Annotated in this window: 17 protein-coding genes; 15 read left to right on the top strand and 2 right to left on the bottom strand. The window is 38.9% G+C overall.

What is annotated here, in order from left to right:
- From H8R94_RS08605 to H8R94_RS08645, 9 genes are read left to right on the top strand one after another with little or no spacing between them, the layout of a single operon-like run.
- Complete coding sequence (locus tag H8R94_RS08605; protein WP_186854411.1) at positions 1–4,053, top strand: HAD-IA family hydrolase; 4,053 nt, start codon at positions 1–3, stop codon at positions 4,051–4,053.
- Entirely contained in the window at positions 4,046–4,888 is an 843-nt protein-coding gene (locus tag H8R94_RS08610) for an ABC transporter permease (protein ID WP_186854412.1), read from the top strand. The genes H8R94_RS08605 and H8R94_RS08610 overlap by 8 nt, the downstream gene beginning before the upstream one ends.
- A 20-nt stretch (positions 4,889–4,908) precedes the next feature.
- Positions 4,909–6,243: an ABC transporter ATP-binding protein gene (locus tag H8R94_RS08615; protein ID WP_186854413.1), complete on the top strand. Its 1,335-nt coding sequence runs from the start codon at positions 4,909–4,911 to the stop codon at positions 6,241–6,243.
- The gene (locus tag H8R94_RS08620; RefSeq protein WP_186854414.1) at positions 6,240–8,324 is read left to right on the top strand and encodes a GH25 family lysozyme; all 2,085 of its coding nucleotides are present in this window, start codon (positions 6,240–6,242) and stop codon (positions 8,322–8,324) included. The genes H8R94_RS08615 and H8R94_RS08620 overlap by 4 nt, the downstream gene beginning before the upstream one ends.
- Positions 8,325–8,344: 20 nt before the next feature.
- Positions 8,345–10,201, top strand: coding sequence for an N-acetylmuramoyl-L-alanine amidase (locus H8R94_RS08625; RefSeq protein ID WP_186854415.1), 1,857 nt, complete (start codon positions 8,345–8,347; stop codon positions 10,199–10,201).
- A gap of 18 nt (positions 10,202–10,219) precedes the next feature.
- The gene (locus H8R94_RS08630) at positions 10,220–12,217 is read left to right on the top strand and encodes a transglutaminase domain-containing protein (protein WP_186854416.1); all 1,998 of its coding nucleotides are present in this window, start codon (positions 10,220–10,222) and stop codon (positions 12,215–12,217) included.
- Between the two features lie 7 nt (positions 12,218–12,224).
- Entirely contained in the window at positions 12,225–13,055 is an 831-nt protein-coding gene (locus H8R94_RS08635) for a hypothetical protein (protein ID WP_186854417.1), read from the top strand.
- A gap of 60 nt (positions 13,056–13,115) precedes the next feature.
- On the top strand, positions 13,116–15,203 hold the full coding sequence (locus H8R94_RS08640; protein ID WP_186854418.1) for a DEAD/DEAH box helicase: 2,088 nt from the start codon (positions 13,116–13,118) through the stop codon (positions 15,201–15,203).
- 34 nt (positions 15,204–15,237) lie between these two features.
- Positions 15,238–15,987, top strand: a complete 750-nt coding sequence (locus tag H8R94_RS08645; protein WP_186854419.1) for a hypothetical protein — start codon at positions 15,238–15,240, stop codon at positions 15,985–15,987.
- A gap of 177 nt (positions 15,988–16,164) precedes the next feature.
- Here the strand turns inward: H8R94_RS08645 and H8R94_RS08650 are convergent, their stop codons facing one another.
- The gene (locus tag H8R94_RS08650; RefSeq protein ID WP_186854420.1) at positions 16,165–17,382 is read right to left on the bottom strand and encodes a YfhO family protein; all 1,218 of its coding nucleotides are present in this window, start codon (positions 17,380–17,382) and stop codon (positions 16,165–16,167) included.
- Between the two features lie 23 nt (positions 17,383–17,405).
- The gene (locus H8R94_RS08655; RefSeq protein ID WP_186854421.1) at positions 17,406–18,332 is read right to left on the bottom strand and encodes a YfhO family protein; all 927 of its coding nucleotides are present in this window, start codon (positions 18,330–18,332) and stop codon (positions 17,406–17,408) included.
- Positions 18,333–18,510: 178 nt separating this feature from the next.
- On the opposite strand from H8R94_RS08655, the gene H8R94_RS08660 reads away from it, so the two are divergent.
- The 6 genes from H8R94_RS08660 to H8R94_RS08685 all read left to right on the top strand — a co-directional run bounded on the left by H8R94_RS08660 (position 18,511) and on the right by H8R94_RS08685 (position 24,307).
- Positions 18,511–18,714: a tyrosine-type recombinase/integrase gene (locus tag H8R94_RS08660; protein ID WP_330416379.1), complete on the top strand. Its 204-nt coding sequence runs from the start codon at positions 18,511–18,513 to the stop codon at positions 18,712–18,714.
- 277 nt (positions 18,715–18,991) lie between these two features.
- On the top strand, positions 18,992–20,122 hold the full coding sequence (gene rffA, locus H8R94_RS08665; RefSeq protein ID WP_118535388.1) for a dTDP-4-amino-4,6-dideoxygalactose transaminase: 1,131 nt from the start codon (positions 18,992–18,994) through the stop codon (positions 20,120–20,122).
- A gap of 10 nt (positions 20,123–20,132) precedes the next feature.
- Positions 20,133–21,344 (top strand): ATP-grasp domain-containing protein, encoded by a 1,212-nt coding sequence (locus H8R94_RS08670; protein ID WP_118281575.1) that lies wholly within the window; start codon positions 20,133–20,135, stop codon positions 21,342–21,344.
- Positions 21,341–22,312 (top strand): glycosyltransferase family 2 protein, encoded by a 972-nt coding sequence (locus H8R94_RS08675; RefSeq protein WP_243069548.1) that lies wholly within the window; start codon positions 21,341–21,343, stop codon positions 22,310–22,312. The genes H8R94_RS08670 and H8R94_RS08675 overlap by 4 nt, the downstream gene beginning before the upstream one ends.
- On the top strand, positions 22,293–23,261 hold the full coding sequence (locus H8R94_RS08680; protein ID WP_186854422.1) for an aspartate aminotransferase family protein: 969 nt from the start codon (positions 22,293–22,295) through the stop codon (positions 23,259–23,261). Before H8R94_RS08675 ends, H8R94_RS08680 begins: the two co-directional genes overlap by 20 nt.
- A gap of 5 nt (positions 23,262–23,266) precedes the next feature.
- Positions 23,267–24,307 carry a beta/alpha barrel domain-containing protein gene (locus H8R94_RS08685; protein WP_118281577.1) on the top strand — a complete coding sequence of 347 codons (1,041 nt, stop codon included), beginning with the start codon at positions 23,267–23,269 and terminating at the stop codon, positions 24,305–24,307.
- The last annotated feature ends 21 nt before the right edge of the window (positions 24,308–24,328 follow it).

Here is a 24,328-nt window from a genome sequence, read left to right on the forward strand (position 1 = left end):
ATGTGGAAAGAACCCCAACTCGAACAATTAAAAAGTGGAATTCTGCAAGCAGACATAATATCTTTTGATGTCTTTGATACTTTAATTGTAAGAATGACGAATACCCCAGAAGATGTGTTTACATTACTGGAAAAGAAAACGGGTATTCGTGGATTGGCTAATTGGAGACAGAGATGTCAAATGATGGCAAGTCAGGAAGTGGAAGAAACAGAACAAAAAGCACATGCTGATTTGGATGACACCTATGAGTATCTTGCCAAAAATCATGGATCAATAGTGGATTGGGAGCAAGTAAAGCAAGAAGAAATTGCGATAGAAAAACAAGTTTTAAGAAAAAATGATGAAATCTATGAAATATATCAATATGCAAAATCTTTAGGAAAGCGCATCATCGTTACAAGTGATATGTATTTGGATAAGTCGACAGTAAAAGACTTAGTTGAAGGCTGTGGCTATCATGATATTGAGCAATATTATGTTTCTGCAACGGAGAATCATACAAAATTCCGTGGGGATATATATCATTATATTGCTGAACAAGAAAAGGTAAAGCCGAATACAATTTTACATATTGGCGACAATGAAAATTCTGATGTTCGCTTAGCGCGAGAAGCGGGATGGAATGCTTTTTTGTACATACGTAATGAAATCCCAAATGAAACAAAAATAGAAAATATGGGCATTTTCGATCTGGGGGTTGGCCGATATGTGCAAACGGGAGAGTTTTGGCATGATTTAGGAGCGTATGTAGGTGGTCCATTATATGTAGGCATTGTTAAATGGCTGAAAGAAATGAGAAAGGCTAATCCGAATCGACCTTGTTATTTATTAGCGAGAGATGGATATAATTTGTTTCAACTGAGCGAGAAACAAGAGTGGATCGGATGCCAATATATGTATACATCGCGCCGAGCATTGACCCTGGCGGGAATTACGGAATTAAATGAAGAAACTCTTCGCATATTGCCGCCGTATACACTGGGGCAGACGATTGGAGAGGTTGTTCATTATATTGCTTTAGAGGGTGTGACCGAGGAGCAAGTTCAATCCTTGGGATTCGCAGGATTAGATGCGAAGATTAATACAGTTGATGATATGGAAAAAGTAAAAAAACTGTATTTAATGAACGAGGCATTATTTCTGAAAAGGTGTGAGAAAGAGCGAAATAATGCAAAAAACTACTTTGAGAAAATTGGCCTGTTGCAGAATGACAGCATTATTTTTGATTGTGGTTGGAATGGCAGTTTCCAATATTTATTGAATCGTGTACTGACGAATATTGGGTACAGTAAAGAGAATAGATTTGTTTATGTCGGTATATTGGATACTGTTAAGAGTAGACGCCAACTGAAAAACACTGAATATGATACATATTTATTCGATATTGACAAGAATAAGCGGATTCAGCAGGAGTTGAATTCGGTTGTTGCCTTATTAGAACTGTTTTTTGGCGCGCCGTCAGAATCATTATTTCAATATGGCGAAGATGAATTAATATTTGAAACCATAGGAAATGATGAAAATTATAAAAAAAATGTGTGTCAGGGAATTATAGATTTTGTCACGGTAGCAGAACCAATGTATGATGCATTTGGGATTCGAGAAGAGGCGAAAAGTACATTGGCTGGGTTTATGCGCTTAATCAATTACCCAAGTGAAAAAGAGGCAGTGACAATTGGAGATATACCGGAAGTAGATGGGTTTGTTGTTCAGAAAGATACAAAAAAATATTTAGCTCGTCTGGATTATGATACTTACATGAAAAATCCTAATATTGAAATCTATTGGAAAAAAGGCTTATTGTCAAGACCAGATTTGGATCCAAGACTAAAGAATATATTGGTAGCGAAAGAAAAATCTACGGAAGATGAATGTGTGAATTGCCAACAGGACTACCGCACATTACGTCGTACTTATGGAAAAAAAGTTGCAGATTATCTTATTTGTCAAACACAAGAAGAAACAACGGATGCATATCAAAACTGGATTAGGGAAGAGGAACCAGCCGTTTGGACTACGGAAAAAATTTCACCCAGTACGATGTTTTCGATTGTTATCCCAGTATACAATGTATTGCGTCAACAACTGGAAGAATGTATCGAATCTGTATTAGGACAAACATATCATAATTATGAGTTGATTTTGGTAGATGACTGTTCGACTTGGGATGAAGTTCGTGATGTACTGAGAAAGTATGAAAAAAGAGATAGAGTAAAGGTAATATATCGAAAGGAAAATGGACATATATCAGAATGTACCAATACAGGGATTAATGCTACTAAGGGAGATTACATAGTCTTTTCAGACTGCGATGATGTTTTGTCAGAGCATGCATTATATGAAATGGCTGTTGCAATAAATAAAGATCCTGAACTGGATTTCATATATTCTGATGAAGATAAGTTGTCTGAAGACGGAACAAAGCGTCACATGCCATTTTTCAAGCCGGACTGGTCTCCAGATACGTTTATGTCATTAATGTACACAAACCATTTGGGAGTATATCGAGCAGACATAGTAAAACAAGTTGGCGGACTTCGCACACAATATAATGGAACGCAAGATTATGATTTTACGTTCCGTTTTATGGAGCATAGTAGTAATGAACGCGTGGGGCATATTCCCAAAGTACTGTATTATTGGAGAGAGAGAGGTGAATCGATCGCATCTAATCCAGAAGCAAAGCCATATGCGTTGGAAGTAATGCGTCAAATGAAAGAAGAAATGTTGGCGCGACGCGGAATTGATGCAGAAGTGGAGTATGTACCTGATATGTATCAGTATCGTGTCGTATACCATGCACCTAAAGATGCGTTGACAAGTATTATTATTCCGTCGAAGGATAATCCGGAAACTCTAATGCGTTGTATCGATTCTGTATCATATTATACGCGAAATCGGTATGAGATTATTGTTGTGGATAATGGGAGCAAGGAGAGTAATAAAAAGAAGATAGAAAATTATCTCAAAGAAAAAAATGCGCAGTATATATATACGCCGATGGAGTTTAATTTTTCGAAAATGTGTAATATTGGTGCTGCGGCAGCGAATGGAGAGTTCTTGCTGTTTTTGAATGATGACACAGAAGTATTTCGTCACGAATGGTTAGAGAGAATGGTTGGACATGCATCACAAAAACATGTTGGGGCTGTCGGTGCGAAATTGCTATATCCAGACAGCAACGTGATACAGCATATTGGTATTACAAATTTGGAAATAGGACCGTCTCATAGTCAGATCGGATTTTCAGATAATGACATTTATTATTTTGGCAGAAACAAAATTGAATATAACTGGCTGGCAGTGACAGCGGCGTGTTTGGTGGTTCAAAAGAGCAAGTTTGAGCAAGTGGGCGGCTTTGAAGAAGAATTGAAGATAGGCTATAATGATGTCGATTTGTGCTTCAAATTATCTGAATGCGGTTGGTATAATGTCGTGCGTAATGATGTGACCTTGTATCATTACGAATCATTAAGCCGCGGAACGGATAATGAGGATGGGGCAAAGAGAAAAAGGCTGTTAAAAGAAAGACAGAGATTGTATGAAAGCCATCCTCAGTATAATGGTAAAGATCCATTTTATAACGTTAATTTAGTGCCGGACAAAGTAAATTATGAAGTGAGAAACAGTGCACCGGCAATCGTATATGCGGATGTACAAAAGGTTACGCATTATTGTTCAAAATATGAGGACAATTATGTTGTCATTATTGATAATTTCGATGATGACGAAAATGAGATATTTGTTCGTGGATGGTACTCTACAGGAAAACCCAAATGTGATAATGACAGCGATGTTTATGTCTGGTTACGTGATGAACAAAATCATTATGTGCGAGCATTAGCATTAAAAGAAATGCGAGAGGATGTAGCAAATAATTTGAATGATGGTACATGCTATGTAGGATTCTCATGTTATCTGCCTAAAGAGGAGTTTTTGACAGGCTGGGATAAATATCAAGTTGGAGTGCAAGTGAGAAAGAATTCTGTCTTTGGATGGAAATTAAAATGGACAGATAGTATCATGTATAACGAGGAGAATAGAAATGAGTAATAGCAAAACAAAGAAATCAGGTGGAATTTTGCGTGAAATTGCGCAGAATAAGAAACTGATTTTCAATTTGTCAAAAAACGATTTTAAAGCCAAGTTTGCAGGTTCATATTTTGGTATTATTTGGGCGTTCATTCAACCAATTATTACAATTTTGGTATATTGGTTTGTATTCGACAAAGCGTTAAATGCCGGAACACAGATTACAAAAGCGGGAATTAATGTGCCATATGTCATATGGCTTGTGGCAGGTATGGTGCCATGGTTTTATTTTTCGGAGGTAATTAATACAGGCAGCAATGTTCTGGTTGAATATAATTATCTTGTAAAAAAAGTTGTTTTCAAGATCAGTGTATTGCCTATTGTAAAAATCATTTCAAGTCTGTTTGTGCATCTTTTTTTTGTTGGCTTTATGGTCGTATTGTATGCGGCATATCATTACTATCCAACCGTATATACACTTCAGATTTTGTACTACTCTTTTGCAATGATTTGTTTATGCGTGGGAATTATATATGCAACTAGTGCGATGACGGTTTTCTTTCGGGATTTAACACAGTTGATTAATATTATTTTGCAGATTTTGATGTGGATGACACCGATTATGTGGAATATGGATGCTATGGTTGACAGAATTTCCAAGCCGATTGAGATCATACTGAAATTAAATCCGATGTATTATATCGTATCTGGTTATAGAGATTCTATGATTAATGGCATTTGGTTTTGGAACCGACCAGAAACGACGATTTATTTTTGGGGTGTGACTATTGTCCTTTTCCTTATCGGTAGCACAATATTTAAAAAACTTCAAGTCCACTTTGCGGATGTATTATAAGATTGGAACGAGGGATAACTATGAGCGAATATGCGATTCAAGTAAAAAATGTAAGTAAAATGTACAAGTTATATGATCGTAATAGGGATCGTATTATGGATGCGTTTGGACTATCAAAAGCGCCACGGTATCATGAACATTATGCTTTGCATGATTTAAATTTCTCCGTGAAAAAAGGGGAAACAGTCGGAATTATTGGAACCAATGGTGCTGGAAAGTCAACCATCCTAAAGATTATTACTGGTGTCTTGAATCCAACAGATGGAGAAGTGGATATCAATGGTCGTATTTCGGCTCTGCTAGAATTAGGAGCCGGATTTAATATGGAGTATACAGGTATAGAGAATATATATTTGAATGGGACTATGATAGGATTCTCCCGGGAGGAGATAGATAAGAAACTTGATGATATATTAAAATTTGCAGATATTGGTGATTTTGTCTACCAGCCGGTCAAAACCTATTCAAGTGGTATGTTTGTTCGCTTAGCATTTGCGGTTGCAATAAATATTGACCCTGAGATACTAATAGTAGATGAAGCACTTTCTGTAGGAGATGTTTTCTTTCAGGCTAAATGTTATAAGAAGTTTGAAGATTTCAAGAAGTTGGGAAAAACAATCTTGTTTGTCAGTCATGATCTAGGTAGTGTTGCAAAATATTGCGATCGGGTAGTTCTATTGAACAAAGGAGCGAAGATAGCAGAAGGTAATCCCAAGCAAATGATTGGAATGTACAAGAAACTTCTCGTCAACCAATTAGAACTTGATGAACGAACTCAGGAAATGGTTATGGAGGACGAACAGGAACATAATAGAATAAACTCGCCGGTGTTCGATAATACAAGTGATAAGGTGGAATTGTGGAAAAACCAGTATAAAATCAACCCAGCTCTTGACGAATATGGGAACGGTAAGGCACATATCATTGATTTTGCAGTTCGTGATGAAGAGGGAACAATAACAAGCAGTATAGAAAAAGGAACCAGGTTTTCTATCTTATCAGAGGTCAAATTTGAAGACACGGTTCAGAATCCGATATTTACCTATACTTTTAAAAATATCCAAGGCACAGCGATTACCGGTACCAATACAATGTACGAAAAACAGGAAATAGATGTGGCTAATGCTGGAGATGTATATCTTTGTGAGTTCAATCAGGAGATGAATCTACAAGGCGGTGAATATCTGCTTTCTATAAGTTGTACTGGATATCGCGATGGGGATTTTACTGTCTACCATCGCTTGTATGATGTGATAAATATTTCAGTCGTTTCAGACAAAAACACAGTAGGATTTTATGATATGAATTCAAAGGTGAAGATTACCAAAGTGGAGAAAGGAAAACAAGAGAGATGAAGTATTCAAAAAAGGTAAGAGGATTATGTGTCTCGTTGATCACGACGTTATTTGTCGGATTGTTCATGAACACAGGCATTCTTGAGGCTAAGGCAGCAGTGGCCCATTTTGATGGTAATGATTATCGTATGTCAGGACAGGTAGATGAGGGCTTTTTTGATGACGATTCCACCAGTGTCATGGGCTATACCAAAACCAGTCCGCGTGTAGACGAGTGGCCTAGAATTGGAATTGATGTATCGCACTGGCAGAATGACCGTGGTACGATCGACTGGAGTGCTGTAAGGAATTCCGGAGTTGATTTTGTCATTGTCAAAGTTGGTGGTCGCTATAATGATGGTTCATTTTATACAGACAAGTGCTATAAGCAGAACATAGAGGGAGCACTTGCGGCGGGACTTCGTGTGGGCGTTTATTTCTGGTCAGAGGCTGTAACAGAGGCTGAGGCGAGAGAGGAAGCAAATTATGTGACGGGGCTCATTTATATGTATAATATTACGCTGCCGATCTGTATGGATTACGAATGGTGTCCTTCGCAGTATCGTAGCGATTGCCGTTTATACAATTCCAGGCAGAATGCTGCACAGAGAACAGCCGTGGCAAATGCTTTTATGAATCAGTGCGCATTGAATGGCTATACCGGAGCATTGTATGCCAATAAATCAACCTTAAGAAATTTCTTTGACGGAGACTCTCTGGCAGCCAATGGACGCGTATGGATAGCAAATTATTCAAATCCACAGTGGACAGGTTATTTATCAAATGCAGGATATTTAGCAACGACAGATTATGAGAAGACATACGATTTCTTCCAATTCTCTTCCCAGGGATCTGTACCGGGTATCACCGGTTATGTGGATCTGGACTATTGGTATGATGATGGAACCATCAGCGGGCAGGACTATTCGGCTGTCTTTGATGCTACATATTATGGAGAACACAATGCAGATGTCGTAAGTGCAGTGGGGAGTGATGCCGGAGCATTGCTGAGCCATTTTAAAAATTATGGCATGGCAGAGGGTAGACAGGGTTGCGCAACCTTTGATCCAAAATCTTATTATCTGCAATATGGAGATCTGCGCTATGCCTATGGTACGAACTGGCCTTTGTACTATCAGCATTATATGCTTTATGGAAAGGCAGAGGGACGCCAGGGAACCGGTTGTACGACTATGCAGGGACCGACAACGGTCTATAATGGCATTGATTATTCTGGCGTATATAACTATTACTACTACTTGGAGCACAATGTCGACGTGAAAAATGCATTAGGTACGGATGATGCCACGGTTTTGAAGCATTTTGTAAATTATGGTATGGCAGAAGGACGTCAGGCAATTTCTACTTTCAGTGCAACATCCTATCGTTTGCAGTATGCGGATCTTCGTAGTGCATATGGTAAGAACTGGAAGAATTACTATTTGCATTACGTCAAATATGGGCAGAAAGAGGGACGAAAGGGAACCGGTTGTACGGCGCTGCAAAATGCAACAACGGTCTATAATGGCATTAATTACGCCAGTGTTTATGATTACAACTATTATGTAAATAATAATGTCGATGTAAAAAAAGCCTATGGAGATGATGAAAACGCAGTGCTTGCACACTTTGTCAATTATGGTATGAAAGAAGGAAGACAGGCAAAATCCACTTTCAATGCAAACTCTTATCGCTTACAGTATGTGGATCTACGAAATGCATATGGCAGCAACCTTAAGAACTACTATTTGCATTATATGAATTATGGAGCAAAAGAGGGACGAAAAGGGGCCGGTTGTACCACTGTGCAGGGAGCTACGACCGTCTATAATGGCGTAGATTATTCTGCTGTGTATGATTACTACTACTATGTATCAAATAACAGCGATATAAAGAATGCTTATGGAAATGATGACCAGGCAGTGCTTGCGCATTTTGTGAATTATGGAATGAAAGAGGGACGTCAGGCGAAAGCAGATTTCAATGCAGGGGTATATCGTGAAAACTATGCAGATTTACAAAGCGCATATGGAAATGATCTGAAAAGTTACTATCTGCATTATATGAACTTCGGTAAAAAAGAAGGCAGAAGCGGAATTTAGGAACTCTCAAAGAAAAGACGATGAAAGATAAATTTTTAAAAAGATTAATAACCATACTGCTTGCTCTTGTTATGTGCACTTGCTTGTATGTGCCGTCAGGCAGCATAGTGCACGCAAAGGATGGTGATGACTCTACGACAGCGCAGATGCGCAAGGAGTTGGAAGAAGCATTTGGTGATGCTGACTGGGCGTTGCAAAAGGCAGCTATCAAAAAATATGCAAATACGGGACGACTGACAGTTGTCTTGGATGCGGGACATGATAGTACACATCATGGGGCATCCCGTTCCGGTTTGAAAGAGGAAGAACTGACATTAAAGATTGCCCAGTATTGTAAAGCGGAGTTGGAGCAATATCAAGGCGTGGATGTGTATTTGACCAGATCATCAAATGCATGTCCGAATCCCGGAACTTCATCTACCATGGATAATTACTATCGTATGGTGTGGGCTTCTAATATGGGGGCAGATGTTTATATCAGCCTGCATCTGAATGTCTCACAGTCAGCGGCGACATCCGGTGTGGAAGTGTATGCACAAAATAGCGGCTACCGACCGGATCTGAGTGCGGAGAGCCATTCACTGTCACAGAGCATAGCCAATGTATTACAGTGGATCGGTCTGTCAAACGCGGGAGTCAAGATCCGCAATTCAAACGATGGAAGCACCTATCCGGATGGAAGTGTGACGGACTATTATAGTGTGAACCACAACAGTAAATTGTTGGGATTTCCGGGTATCATCGTAGAGCATGCTTATCTGACAAATGCCGGAGATATCCAGCGTTTCCTGGGAAATGAAAGTGGATTGCAGCAACTTGGTCTGGCAGATGCCGCGGGTATTGCGAATTATTATGGCTTGTCCAAGGAGGATTATTCTGCGGCTTTTGATGCGTCATATTACTACAATAATTATGCCGATCTGCAAGCGGTCTATGGATATGATGAAAAGGCATTGCTTGACCATTTCCTGAATTATGGTCTGGCAGAGGGGCGTATCGCAAGCCCGATCTTTGATATTACATATTATAAGAAGAACAATCCGGATCTGGCTGCGGTATATGGCGATGATTTAAAGAAGTATTGTACGCATTTTGCGGTTTATGGTATGAATGAAGGACGGCAGGGCTGTGCAACGTTTAATGTCAACTCTTATAAACTGCAATATGCAGATTTGCGTCAGGCGTATGTCAATGACCTATCGAAATACTATGAACATTATCTGAAATATGGATATCGTGAACATAGAAAAGGAACCGGCTGTACTTCCCGACAGGGATATGTGACACAGTACAATGGCGTGGATTATGCATCCGTTTATAATTGTGATTATTACCTTGCAAATAATGCAGATGTGAAAAATGCCTATGGATCAAATGATGATATTGCAGTTCTGCAACATTTTGTCAACTATGGCATGAATGAGGGACGGCAGGCAAGCAGCAACTTTAACGCGACATCCTATCGCCTGCAATATGCGGACCTGCGCAATGCTTATGGCGGACAGTTGAAGTCCTATTATGAGCATTATATAAGATACGGCAAAAAGGAAGGGCGTGTTGCAACGGGCTGCACGACGGTACAGGGAGCCACAACAATATATAATGGTGTAGATTATTCTGCGGTGTATGATTATTACTATTATGTGGCAAATAATGCGGATGTGAAAAAAGCCTTTGGCAATAACGATGTGGCAGTTTTGCAGCATTTTGTTAATTATGGAATGAAAGAAGGCAGATGTGCAAAGGAAACGTTTGCAGTGCAGTCTTATCGAAGCAGATATGCGGACTTGCAGTCTGCGTACGGTGATAATTTACCGGCATATTATATGCATTACATATCTTATGGACAGATTGAAGGAAGAAGCGGTGTGCGATAGTAAGTGAGGAGAAAACCTATGAAACGAATGAAGAAACTGTTGCTGGTATTATGTAGTGCGGTATTTGTGACCGTGTCAGCGCTGGATGCATTGCCGGTTTATGCGGCGAATGAAATAACAAATGCAGAGGGATACCATGCACCGCAAGTCACAGAACAGGTCGTTTCAGAGTACACCGATGTATATGAGCCGAGTTATACCAGAAATGCAGGCAGCAGTTACTGGGCAAAGTATGGCTCAGATTATTATTACAACCAAATGACAGCGAGTCAGAAGAAACTTTATGATGGTCTCTATCAGATGTGTATGGCATATCTGACTGGAACAGGGGATATCAATGGAAAGACTGCTGTCATGAACGCAAGCCGTGAATATACACAAGGTGTGTCATATAGCGGCTTGACAGACACAGAGGCAATCAATACAACGATTGCCTTTGTTAATTCTAATCCGCAATTTTATTTCCTGGATGGTGAGGATTATGTCAGGGAATATTATGCCGGTGTGGAGAATGCAGGAACGATCTATGTTGATGTCTATGACGAATTTGTAGATGGTGCAACGCGCCAGAATTATACCGACCAGTTTCAGAGTGTGATCGATAACTGGATGAGTCAGGTCAATGCGCAGGCAAGCGTTTTGGACAAGGAGTATAAGGCACATGAATTGGTGATAACCAATACGATATATAAGGATGGTGCATCCTATAATCAGTCTTGTTATAGCGTTTTTATGAGAGGACAGAGTGTATGCGCCGGCTATGCAGAAGCATTTGAATTATTGTGCAATGGAGCAGGAATTGAAACGATCATTGTGACAAGCGCAACGCACGAATGGAATCAGATCCATATAGGAAATTATTGGTATGCTGTAGATCCGACGTGGGCGGATACATCCGGCACTTTGGCATATTACAATGTAAGTGATGAGACTTTGCGGAAAAATAACCGGTCACATGTACCGGAGACTTTCTGGAGTACGGTCAATCGTCCGGAGTGTAAGTATGACTATGGTAAGGAAAATACAGATAGTAATACGGGTAGTTCTTCTGGTGGTCAGAATCCGGGAGGAAATGAAGAATCTGGAGGGGAGCAGGGTAACAATGAAAATCATTCCTATACAGCAGTTTATAATGGAGTTGACTATAGTAGTATATTCGACCCATTTTATTATGCTAGCAGATACAGTGATCTGAAACAGGCATATGGCTATGATACAAATCTACTGTTACAGCATTTTGTTCAATGGGGAATGAACGAAGGGCGCCAGGCAAAAAGTACATTTGATGTCAGGTCATATCGACTGCAGTATGTAGATCTGCGTCGCGCATACGGAAATAATCTTAAGAATTACTATATGCATTACATCCAGTGGGGAGCCCGGGAGGGCCGAGTGGGAACCGGTTGCAATGCTATGCAAAATGGACTGACCTTGTGGAATGGCGTGGATTATAGTGCGGTGTATGACTATAGTTATTATATATCAAAGAATCCGGATGTGTATCGTGCGTATGGAGATGATGATGCCGCGGTATTACAGCATTTTGTCCAGTGGGGAATGAAGGAAGGACGTCAGGCAAAGAGTACATTTGATGTACGATCCTATCGTCTGCAGTATGCAGATTTGCGCCGTGCGTATGGAAATGATCTGAAAAATTACTATGTGCACTATATTAATTGGGGCGCTCGGGAAGGACGAAGAGGAACCGGTTGCAATACGCTGCAGAATGGACTGACCTTGTGGAATGGCGTGGATTATAGCGCGGTGTATGACTATAGTTATTATATATCAAAAAATCCGGATGTATATCGTGCGTATGGAGATGATGATGCCGCAGTATTACAGCACTTTGTCCAGTATGGAATGAACGAAGGACGTCAGGCAAAGGTGGATTTTAGTGTGCAGAATTATCGTACAAGATATCAGGACTTGCAGAAAACTTATGGAAGTGACTGGAAGGCGTATTACTTACACTATATCAATTATGGTGTGCGAGAGGGACGAAGAGGGGCATAGGGAGAGAATGAGAGAGGTTACAAGATATTTTAGAAATGCCGTGGCGGTACAAACAAATCCGAAATGCGAGTATAAAGATGGGGAGTTTTGTTTGATTCCAGAGCAAGAAGTAATGACAGGAGAGGTCGGAGATATTGTTCTGGAGCATTTATTTGGAAAATGTAAAACAGACCAGCAGATGCAAAAGCAAACTATCAATGTCATAATTGCCTTTAAAACTTTAGCAAGCATATATGAAAATGGAGATAGGATAGATGAGAAGATAGAGGACTTGAATTCCATTTTCTTTGTCCCGGCAAAATTAGACGGAGAAGGAAAATTGTCCAGAGCGGATGTTGGAAAAGAACCATGGTTTCCTAGAGAATATTTATATCCAATGATTGACCCTGAATTATCTGTTGGCGATATGACAACCTATGATGAGTACGTAGAAAAGATGACAAGTGCACGTTATGAAATCGAGACATGGGAACAATATGTCCAATACGCGATATTTATGTATGAAACTGTTACGCACAGTTCTTTTGATGATGCTTTTGTACAAAGTTGTGGTGAAAAAATTGCATTAGATAATAAATACTATATCTTTGAGGATAAAATGGTCAATGCCACAAAGCATATATTAAGTTTATACAATGAGTTGCAGAACCAGGAAGAAAACAAATTATATGCTAAGTTGACAAATGGAAAGACTGAACCGAAAAAGCAGCTGATTTCCAATGATGATGTAAATAAGATGATGCAACATGCAGGACAAATGAATGGACAATATCCCTTGTCACCATCTCAGAGAGAGGCAATCAATCATTTTAATGAAATGGAAGAGGGGGATATTTGAGCGGTTGGTGGACCACCGGGGACAGGAAAAACTACTCTACTACAATCGATAGTGGCGGATATGTATGTAAATGCCGCATTAGGAAAAAAAGATGCACCACTTATTGTGGCAACTTCGATGAACAATCAGCCGGTAACCAATATTATTGAATCTTTTCGAAGTATTGAAAATCAAGGGATAAAGAACCTAGAACATAAATGGATCACAGGTGCGGACAAATTTGCTATCTATTTTCCCTCATCAAGTAAAATGAAAAATGCCATGGAAATAGGTTATCAATGTTCTAGTGTTGGTCAGAAAGAATTTTTCCAGAAAATAGAAGCAGAAAGCAATAGAAGAAGTTCTAAGGAAAAATACTGTCAGGAGTTTAAAGTTTATTTTGGACAGGAAGAAGTTGACTTAGAACGATGTGTGGAGAAAGTCTATCAACATTTAAACGATATAGATCAAGAACGGAAGCAAATATTGAATATGACGCATCAGTTGTTTGAGGCTATGGGAAATCAAGAAGGGGGTGCTTATCTAAAATCGTTGCAAGAACGGATACAGGAGGACCAACAACAGAAGGAAATGTTCCTGCAAAAACAGGAATTGATCAGTAAAGACGCAGAAGTATGTAAAAAACGATATTTGGAATGGCAACAAAGTTACCAAATGCTACCGTTGTGGGTGAGAATTTTTCCATTTTTACCATGGAGTAAGAATCGAGAAGCAGCATATGTATCAACCTTTTCTCTTTTAGACGAGTGCCAAATACTACAAGATAGTGTGACGTATCATGATGTGCAAAAACAGTATCAAGCAAAATTGTCGGAATATGATATGGAATATCGACTGACATGTGAACAGATCAATCAATTTGAAGAGGCGATAAGCAGTGCTCAAGAATTAATGGAGAGCACAACGAAACAGATGGAGGAAATCAATCAAAAACTAGCAGATATCTATTCATTTGATGTAAAGCAAGAACAGAAATTTATTTGGAATCAATTTACACCAACAGATCTGAATGAACTGATTGATAAAATCCGTTATAAGGAATTCTGGATGGCAGCGCACTATTATGAGGGAGAATGGTTGTTACGTGATACGACTATAACAGTTAAGCAAATTCCTACTACTTTCGAAAAAGTTCTAGACGAATATTATCATAGGATGGCGATGATTGCTCCATGTATGGTTATGACGACATTTATGCTACCCAAGCAATTCCAGGTATATGGTGGACAGTATCTGTATAATTACATAGATCTTCTGATTGTAGATGAAGCTGGTCAAATTTCACCGGAGATGATTGCAGGGAATTTTTCGCTTGCAAAAAAAGCGTTAGTTGTGGGCGATGAACATCAGATATCTCCTGTTTGGGGTGTGACGCGGGGAATAGATAAGACTATGGCTATGATTTATGGGGTGATTGCTGAAGAGAGACAGTTTGAACAATTAGAGAATAATGGTTTAAATTGTTCTCAATCAAACATTATGAAGGTTGCAGCATTATCATGTGCTTATAACAAATACGAACATGGTATGTTTTTGAATGAGCATCGGAGATGTTACGATGAGATAATTTCATATTGCAATAAACTAGTTTATAAAGGAAGGCTACAACCTAAACGAGGAAGTGCCTATGAGGCCGGAAAGAAGAAATTGCTTCCTCCAATGGGACATTATCAGGTATCTGTTGAGTATTCACACAAGATTGGGGGGAGTAGAGAGAATAGAGCGGAAGCGGAGGCTCTAGTCACTTGGCTGACCCATAACTATACTTTGCTTATTACAGAATATCAGCAAGATATTGATGCGGGAAAAATGGAAAGTAAAGACGTAATTGGAATTATTACGCCCTTTAAGGGACAGGCATTTTTGATAAAAAAAGAATTGATGAACTCACCATTGGCCAAACAAATGTCAAATATTTCTGTGGGAACTGTGCATACCTTTCAGGGGGCAGAAAGAAGGATTATCTTGTTTTCTACAGTCTATGGAAGTGGAGAAAACTGTTATTTTATTGATAAGGATGAAAGTATGATGAATGTTGCCGTGTCACGAGCCAAAGATGCGTTTATTGTCTTTGGAGATCGTGGATGTTTTTCGGAGAGAGAGACATCGGCGACGTATTTGTTGGGGCATACTTGTGAAGAACTATAAGAAAATAGAGAAGGTATAAGGAGCTAGAAATAAGATGTCATTTATAGCATATAATGAAGAGGAACATATTAATAAGAGATATGCTGCGGACGTTCGTCCTGAAGAACAAGATCATATTTTCTATTGCCCAAATCCAAAATGCAACTGTAAATTTACAGTATCAGCATTCAACTCCAACAAGATAAGAACACATTTCGTCAAACTTCCTAGTAGCGATCATGTGGAGAGATGCTGGTATAATGTGGTTTTGACGGATACAGGAGATAAAGAAAATTATGACACATCAGATTTCTCGCCAGAATCATTATTGAATAATATACAAAAATCAGAAGGCAGACGAGGATTTGTGAAAAAAAGATCTATATACAGTGTGGCGCGATCTGCAGATGAAGAGAAGCGACAATTATATATACATACAATACGCCAATTGTATGCGATATGTATTGAGAATGATGATGATGATAAAATTAATGGAATTATGGTCAAATATATTCTCGCGGGACGAAAAACTTCTTACCTATATACCAAGTATATTTCGGGCATCAAACTTGTTGAGTGTTCTTATTATAGTTATGATTCAGAGAAGAATTTTATAAGGTTCCGCTTTCCGTATGAAGGAAATCATTTTATGCTTTTAGTTTATTTTGAAACAAAAGATTTATTTAAAGAAATGAGAAAACAGTTATACGAATATAAACAACCTGTCCTTATTTATGCGAGTTGGAATAATAATCAAACGACAATTAAAACCAAAACTCAAATTGTACCATTGAAAGCGAGATAATCTTTTGCTTCTGTAGAGATTTTGTCATTTCGAAATTGATGCTTTTGATACCATTGAAAACAAAAGCAGAGGCGTGGAAGAGAGATGAGATATGCTGATATACATTACTATATACTATATCTTGCTCAAAACTTTCAAAAATTGTATGATGAACTGAGTCAGGATAGATTGTATACATTATATAAAAGAGTGGATTTTCAGGAGTATTGGGATAGGTTTTCGGTGTAGGGCGTCCAGTTCGTGTCCGTATTTTTCATACAGTTTGTCAGCCAATTCGGCATCTTCAAAATCAGCAAAAAATAACATACTTTGTTTTTTCCCGGATATTTTGAAAATGAGAGAACTACTGTTCGGCAAATCAAGATTTCGTTCTATAATCTCAGGCGTGTATTCGCTATATACCTTCAACTGGCTGTCTCCCAGATGCAGGGTGTCTCCCTCGTGTAGATATTCGACAGATAATATATTCTTATCCTTCAGTGTTTGCGTGGTATCTAAAAAAGTATAGTAGGTGTCAATATCGTCAACATCACGTGCAATCTGTTCATAAACTTCTAATGGAAATTCCACTGTATACAGATGGTCGATTGTGATCGAGACGGCGTCATCCTGCATGATACGATTAAAGGCTCCCATATGATCTGTGTGTGGGTGCGTAATAATCCAATTATCCACATGGTTATTATGTTCCTTTATAACTGTGCGAACAAGGTCAGCCATAGCTGGTATACCGCCGTCAATGATGGAAAAGGAGTCTGCTGTTTCAACCGTCCAAAAACTAAATTGCGTTGCAGTGGTGCTGTCATAGCCATATTGTGTGATGATCGTTTCTCCGGAAGCAAGACGCTTTCGAATACTGTTATCTTCCCCGGTATGTCGCTCATAAAGCAGAATCACCAGTATCATACAAGGGATAAGAATAACGGCTGTGCAGCGGTACAGTTTTTGGCGTTCGTTGCGTGAAAAATTGCGTTTGCGGTATAGCAGAAGATAAAGAGCCATGCCCATGAGCGCAAGCCCGCTGATGCAGATGCTGACATATATCATAGGGTCACTGTAGGCCAAACGTACATCATGCTCACCGGGGCTGATGCTTATGCCTGTCAAACCACCGTTAATATTGTATGCTGTGACTTTTTGCCCATCGATATAGGTAGACCAACGATTATCATAAAAGATAGGGAGGCATAACATGGCATCGGCTATCTCGGTATTATTAATCTTTCCGCTTAGTTCATGGTCGACATAGGATATATCATATAAGGATTCTTTTTGCAGTTGTTCCAATGCGAGATTGGCTTGTTCTACACAAAGGGAAGACGTGTCAATGGTAGCATATTGTGAGAGCAACTCAGACTCATTTTCAGACTTTGTCAGATAAAAGCCGGAAGTCATAGCATATGCTTTCTGTTCAGGACTCAGCTTATCGTAACCGTCATGGGAAAGTGCATGGTGATACGGTAGAGCCCGAGGTCTTTACTTTGTATGTCAGCAGCAGCCTCTTTTGTCCCGTCATTATACAGAGATGTTTCATAGTTCTCCTTGATAATGGCGGTTCTGGTATTAGCAATCGGATAAGTCTCTAGTGCAATATCAAGGCAGACCACGAGCAATAAACTGAGGGCTGCAAATTGCCGGCTTTTCTTGACCATTGCGATAAAAACCATATTGTACAAAAATAGGATAAAGATTACCTTTACACAAGCGCGTTTGCTAATCGCTATCTGTCCGGTCACGGAAAATCCGAATACAAGTGCAAGTAAAAGTAAAATAATCACATCGCTGATGAGCAGCCAGCGTTTGAGAGGAATATGGTCGACATATTCTGTAATATCATCTAATGTGTAAATACATAGGCAGATTAGCGCTATGATATAGACAAAAGTCCAGCGCTGCTTGGTTGCATCAAACGTAAAGAGTTTTGTGACGATCGGAAAGAGCAGCGTTAAAGTGCATAGCAAAAAAATGATGCGTTTTTTATGGTTCCCCCGAAAGAACAGACAGAAAATCAGCATCATGATCGACAGAAGGGAGCACCAGAGGATTGTACCTTCATAGTAATTGTATGCCCCAGTATAATCGTTACCAATGCGATAACCGTAAATACCTGCAAGCATAGTGGAAATATACATACTCAGTATATATGTATAGGGAAGCAGGGCTGATGGCACAATATAGGTCAATATTTGCGCTGGATTGAGATAGGAAATCAGCAGAGTGTATAAACCACCACCCAGTCCCGATTGAAAGGAATAGTCATTCAGGCTTCCGATATGGCTATCTGCGGCTGCGGCTGCAAAGGGATGAATAATGGAAATCGTATCAAATCCTATGTCTGTAAACATAAATAATTTATCACCAAAAATATATTGGTGATAAATTATGAGAAAAAGAAGTGTGATGCAAGATAGCGAAAGTAGCCATTTGAAACGTAAGGAACGGTATGGTAGTTCCCCAATATCACAATGAAACAGTTCATCAATTGGGTCTGTGTAGATAAGAGTACCTTCTATATATGAAAAGATTTTGAATAGGCTAGAAATTCCCTACCGTAATTTCCACTGCCTCAGACACACATTTGCTACAAGGTGTGTTGAAAATGGCGGTGATTATAAATGCGTCAGTGAAATACTTGGGCATAGTTCTATCAAAATCACCATGGATCGCTACGTACATCCCAGAATGGAGCAGAAAAGAGAAATTGTGGAAATGCTATGTAATTCATAAACAATATGATTTTATACGAAAAATTGTTGATAATTTGAAAGAGAATGCTATAATATAAGCACAATTGAAAAGCGATAGTTTTTATAGGGTGTGTCCATAATGATATGGCACTCTTTATTTTTTGTGAATATTACATTAGAAAAGGGAAATCAGACATCATGGAAACTCCATTGTTAGCTGATTTTTTCAAACTAGACAAAATACGACAATAATAGTATAGTAGATATGACCTTATTGGTTTTCAATGAGGTCAGTTTACCCTGAAAGAGAGAAAATTATGATTAATTTTAATGTACCGCCTCATGTGGGAGACGAAGAAAAATATATTGCCGAGGCGATTGGCAATCATAAAATATGCGGTGATGGACCTTTTTGCAAAAGATGTGCAAAGTGGTTTGAAGATACTACAGGAACAGAAAAGGCGTTACTGACGACTTCTTGTACACATGCGACGGAGATGGCAGCGATTCTGGCAGATATTCAGCCGGGGGATGAAGTCATCATGCCGTCGTATACTTTTGTATCGACAGCAGACGCCTTTGTTTTGCGTGGCGCTAGAGTGAAATTTGTAGATATCCGACCGGATACAATGAATATAGATGAAAAATTGATCGAGGATGCGATTACCAAAAAGACAAGGGCAATTGTGCCGGTTCATTATGCGGGAGTTTCCTGTGAGATGGATACGATCATGGATATCGCGCGTAGACATAATTTGTTGGTTATAGAAGATGCAGCGCAAGGTGTCATGAGTACATATAAAGGGAAAGCTCTTGGGACGATTGGTGATTTTGGATGTTATAGTTTCCATGAAACAAAGAATTATAGCATGGGTGAAGGTGGACTTTTATTAATCAAAAATCCAGATTATATAGACCGAGCAGAAATTGTACGTGAAAAAGGAACGAACCGAAGCAAGTTCTTCCGTGGGCAGATTGATAAATATACATGGGTAGATGCAGGCTCGTCTTATCTGCCAAGTGAACTCAATGCAGCATATCTCTGGGCGCAGTTGGAGAAGGCGCAGGAAATTTATGATGATCGCATGAACAGTTGGAATCAGTATTATGAAATGCTGAAGCCGTTGGCAGAGGCGGGATATATTGAGTTACCATATGTTCCGGAGGAATGTATACATAATGCACATATGTTTTATATTAAGGCGAAGGACTTGGAAGAGAGAACAAAACTGATCGAGTATTTAAAAAACCATGGCGTTGGAGCAGTGTTCCATTATATTCCGCTGCACAGTGCACCGGCAGGCAGAAAGTTTGGTCAATTTGTGGGACAAGATAAGTACACGACCAAGGAAAGTGAAAGACTTATGAGGTTACCAATGTATTATGGCTTGAAAGAGAATGAAATAGATAAAGTGATTGAGTTGATATCTGCATTTTATCAGAACTGAGAGGAATTATATGAGTAAAATTATGGTTATAGCCGGTGGAGATTGGCAAATTGAACTTATCAAAAAGGCAAAACAGATGGGGCATTATGTTATTTGCTCTAATTTATACGAGGATTCACCAGCCTTTCCTTATGCGGATGCATGTGAAGTGGCAAATGTGTTAGATAAGGAAAAAAATCTTCAAATTGCGCAGAAATATCAGCCGGATGCGGTGATCTCTGATCAGAGTGATATAGCAGTACCAACCGTTGCTTATGTAAATGAAAAAATGGGCTTACGAGGCATCGGTACAGACAAGGCAGATATTTTTACAGATAAAACACTGATGCGTCAGAGATGCAAAGAAGCAGGTCTGCCAGTGCCGGATTTTAAAATTTGTAAAACGCTGGATGATGCATTAGAAATGCTGAACAAACACAAGAAAATTATCATAAAGCCAATTGACAGCCAATCTAGTCGAGGTGTCTATACAATTACAGACGAAAAAAAATTGAGAGATAAATTTGATGATACAATGTCATATTCAAATCGACGAAAAGAAATTCTTGCTGAGGAATATATTGGCGGAGATGAGTTTACCATTGATGGACTTGTAGTGAATGGAACACATTATCCTTTATGTATTTCAATAAAGGAAATGTATAAAGAAAATCCGAATGTTTCTAAAGTACAGACATATACATATAGTCATCCGGTATATGATTATGAATTATTACGGAACACGAATAAGGCACTGGTTGAAAGCATTGGTCTGCCGATGGGATTGACTCATTCAGAATACAAATTTTATAAAGGTAAGTTTTATTTGATAGAGGCTGGCGCAAGGGGAGGCGGAAGCAACCTTTCAGGGAAAATCGTACCATATATGTCAGGCGTTGATAATTATGAGTATCTGATAAAAGAAGCATTGGGGCAGAGTGTTGATCAGAAGGCACTGGATCAGTTACATTTGCCAGAACAGCGATGTGTTGTTATGCGCTTCTTTGATTTTGGAGAGGGAATTGTACAGAAAATACATGGGAAAGAATATTTAGCACAACATGCGAACGTCCTTGATTATCAGTTGGAGATCCATGAAGGAGATCGATTAGAGAATCCAAAGTATGGACGATTGAGACCGGGGCATTTCATTGTAGGGGCAGATTCCTATGATGAAGCACAGAAATTAGCACAAGACATTTTGAATAATGTATATGTGACTTTTGAGGAGCAAAAAGGGTGAAAAGAGAATTAGTGAGTTTTGTGATCCCGTGTTACAATTCTACAAATACCTTAGAGGATGTTGTATCTCAAATAGAAGATGTTATGTGCCAGAAATTATCACAATATGAATATGAGATTATTCTGGTAAATGATTGCTCGCCAAATGGGACAACCTACCCAAAAATATGTGAGATTGCTACTGGAAATACACATGTTAAAGGCATCAATCTTGCACGCAATTTTGGACAACCGTCGGCTGTAATGGCAGCATTAAATCACGCTAAAGGTGACTACGTGGTGTGCGGTGATGATGATGGGCAGACGCCATTTTCAGAATTACCGCGTTTGTTTGAAAAAATTGATGAAGGATATGATGCGGTCGAAGCAAGGTTTATTGAACATGAAAAGCGTTCTTGGTTCAGAAAATTTGGAACGTTCATGAATGAAAGTATGCAATCCTGGCTTATTGATAAACCGAAGGGGGTTGTTTTAACAACCTTTTGGCTGGTAAAGAGATTTGTAGTGGATGAGATGTGCAAGTATCCTAACTCACATCCTTATTTGGGCGGTTTAATCCTGAGAAGTACAAGAAATGTATGCAATGTTGATGTGAAGAAAAATGAACGCCTTCGAGGCAAATCAGGATATAACCTAAAAAAGATGGTAGAACTTTTCTTAAATGGCTTTACAACTTTTTCGGCGAAACCATTACGAGTTACGATGTTTTTGGGCTTATTTGTAGGATTTATGGGGCTGATTTGCGGCATAGTGACGATTGTTCGCAAATTAATTGATCCGGCGATAAGTGCTGGTTATAGTTCAATGATGGCTGTGATTTTAATACTATTTGGTATTTTGTTTGTCATGTTGGGAATATTTGGCGAGTATATAGGGCAGACATATATAGCGCTTAATCAGGCACCACAATATGTTATCAGAGATAAGATTAATTTCGAAGAGGAAGTAGATGGTGAAAAGAAAGCATAGTTCATATGGTGGATTTCAACCATTAGAATTAAAACAAGGACAAGCGTATTATTCGGAAGATAAATATAATTTGCTGAAATATAACTCGGCAAAAGTAGGAATTGATATATTGATAGAAAAGGAACATATACAGAAAATATTCGTTCCTTTTTACTTATGCCCAAATGTATGTAGGGAAATTGAAAGGCATGACTTGGAGGTTGAGTATTACTCAATAGATGATAATCTACTTCCGATCATAGAACGAGCCGAGGAAGAAGACTGGATTTACATTGTTGATTATTTTGGAGTAATGGATACCAAGGTAGATACGTATATCAGTGAGCATCCAGAGCAGCATTATATTGTTGATAATTGTCATTCCTTTTATCACAAACCCAATGTAGGAGACAATTATATATATTCATGTAGAAAGTTTTTTGGTGTTCCGGATGGGGCTTATCTTATAACAAACGCTGTTATTGCTAGTCAGCCACGCCTTGTGTGTAATGCCAAGCAAGCGGGATATTTATTGACTTGTCTGGAAGAAGGAACCAATGCCTGTTATCAGGGAAAAAAGAAGATGGATCAATATATTGCAGAACGATATGAAGGAATGTCTCTTTTGGCGGATGCAATCATGCAGAGTATTGATTATGAAAGTGTAAAGCAACGACGGCGAATGAATGCACAGGTATATGAGGAGAGATTTAGAAAAATCAATCGTATTTCCGTTGAGCCAGAGAGTATACCCTATATTTATCCATTAAACATAGGAAAAAACATAAAAAAGGAATTGATTGAGAATAAAATTTTTGTGCCAACTTTATGGGATCAATGCGGCGATGAAAAATATAAAGAAACATGGGAGTATGATCTGACGAAGAATACAATATTTCTTCCTGTAGATCAAAGATATGATGAGGAGGATATCCGCTATATTATTTCTGTAGTGGAGTCATTAATTTAGAAATTATGAAAATACTTGATACAACAATCCGCGATGGCAGTTATGCAGTTGATTTTCGATTTACGTGTAAAGATGTTGAGCATATTTGTTCAAGATTAGAAAAATTAAATATTGAATATATAGAAATAGGGCATGGACAGGGACTGAATGCAAGTTCTCAGGAACATGGCTATGCTTTGCATTCGGATGAAGAGTATTTAAAAGCAGCAAAGTCAGTTGTAGGAAAATCAAAAATAGGATTTTTCTGTATTCCGGGTATAGCGCGTCTGGAAGATTTGGATATGGCAAGGCAAGGTGGGTGCGATTTCGTACGTATCGGTGTTAATGCAAATATGCCGGAACAAGCAGGCGAATTTATCAAGCATGCAAAAAACCTGGGCTTGATAATAATGGTCAATTATATGAAGACATATATTGTATCGCCGGAAGAATTTGCAAAAAATGCATTGTGGGCACACGAGCAAGGGGCTGAATGTGTGTATATCGTAGATTCGGCGGGCAGTATGCTGCCGGATGAATTGAGACGCTATTATGAGGAAACAAGAAAATTAACAAATGTGAAATTGGGATTTCACGGGCATAATAATTTAGGGCTTGCTGTCTCAAATAGTATATATTGTGCAGATCTTGGATTCGATATGATCGATACGTCTATGCAGGGACTGGGACGGAGTTTGGGAAATGCATCTACAGAAATGACGATAATGGCATTGAAGAAAAAAGGATATGATCTTGACGTAGATATCCCGCGCTTATTGGAATATGGTTATGTTTCACTGCGAGATATTACGGATGGCAAGGTACAAAATCCGCTGGATTTGATTTGTGGATACGCAGGCTTTCATTCCAGTTATATTAAGGATATTTACAAGTGTTGTAATGAGAAGAATGTAGACCCACTGCGACTTATTTTAGCATATAGTGAGGTGGATCAACGAGATATGGATTATAAGAAACTGTGCGATATTGCTGAAAAATTGCCAGAGGATTTAGAGGATAACCCATATACGTTTAGAGAGTATTTTTCGAGTCGATACATCGACTAATACAGTGTTTGAAGTAATAGA

Origin of the sequence: Roseburia lenta (assembly GCF_014287435.1) — a bacterium.
Classification (GTDB): Bacteria; Bacillota; Clostridia; order Lachnospirales; family Lachnospiraceae; genus Pararoseburia; species Pararoseburia lenta.

Coding starts and splice junctions, on each gene's coding strand:
- H8R94_RS08610 (WP_186854412.1), top strand. CDS start 4,046: ATGAGTAATAGCAAAACAAAGAAATCAGGTGGAATTTTGCGTGAAATT.
- H8R94_RS08625 (WP_186854415.1), top strand. CDS start 8,345: ATGAAAGATAAATTTTTAAAAAGATTAATAACCATACTGCTTGCTCTT.
- H8R94_RS08685 (WP_118281577.1), top strand. CDS start 23,267: ATGAAAATACTTGATACAACAATCCGCGATGGCAGTTATGCAGTTGAT.
- H8R94_RS08655 (WP_186854421.1), bottom strand. CDS start 18,332: ATGTTTACAGACATAGGATTTGATACGATTTCCATTATTCATCCCTTT.
- H8R94_RS08680 (WP_186854422.1), top strand. CDS start 22,293: ATGGTGAAAAGAAAGCATAGTTCATATGGTGGATTTCAACCATTAGAA.
- H8R94_RS08630 (WP_186854416.1), top strand. CDS start 10,220: ATGAAACGAATGAAGAAACTGTTGCTGGTATTATGTAGTGCGGTATTT.
- rffA (WP_118535388.1), top strand. CDS start 18,992: ATGATTAATTTTAATGTACCGCCTCATGTGGGAGACGAAGAAAAATAT.
- H8R94_RS08670 (WP_118281575.1), top strand. CDS start 20,133: ATGAGTAAAATTATGGTTATAGCCGGTGGAGATTGGCAAATTGAACTT.
- H8R94_RS08645 (WP_186854419.1), top strand. CDS start 15,238: ATGTCATTTATAGCATATAATGAAGAGGAACATATTAATAAGAGATAT.
- H8R94_RS08620 (WP_186854414.1), top strand. CDS start 6,240: ATGAAGTATTCAAAAAAGGTAAGAGGATTATGTGTCTCGTTGATCACG.
- H8R94_RS08635 (WP_186854417.1), top strand. CDS start 12,225: ATGAGAGAGGTTACAAGATATTTTAGAAATGCCGTGGCGGTACAAACA.
- H8R94_RS08650 (WP_186854420.1), bottom strand. CDS start 17,382: ATGACTTCCGGCTTTTATCTGACAAAGTCTGAAAATGAGTCTGAGTTG.
- H8R94_RS08615 (WP_186854413.1), top strand. CDS start 4,909: ATGAGCGAATATGCGATTCAAGTAAAAAATGTAAGTAAAATGTACAAG.
- H8R94_RS08640 (WP_186854418.1), top strand. CDS start 13,116: ATGTATGTAAATGCCGCATTAGGAAAAAAAGATGCACCACTTATTGTG.
- H8R94_RS08605 (WP_186854411.1), top strand. CDS start 1: ATGTGGAAAGAACCCCAACTCGAACAATTAAAAAGTGGAATTCTGCAA.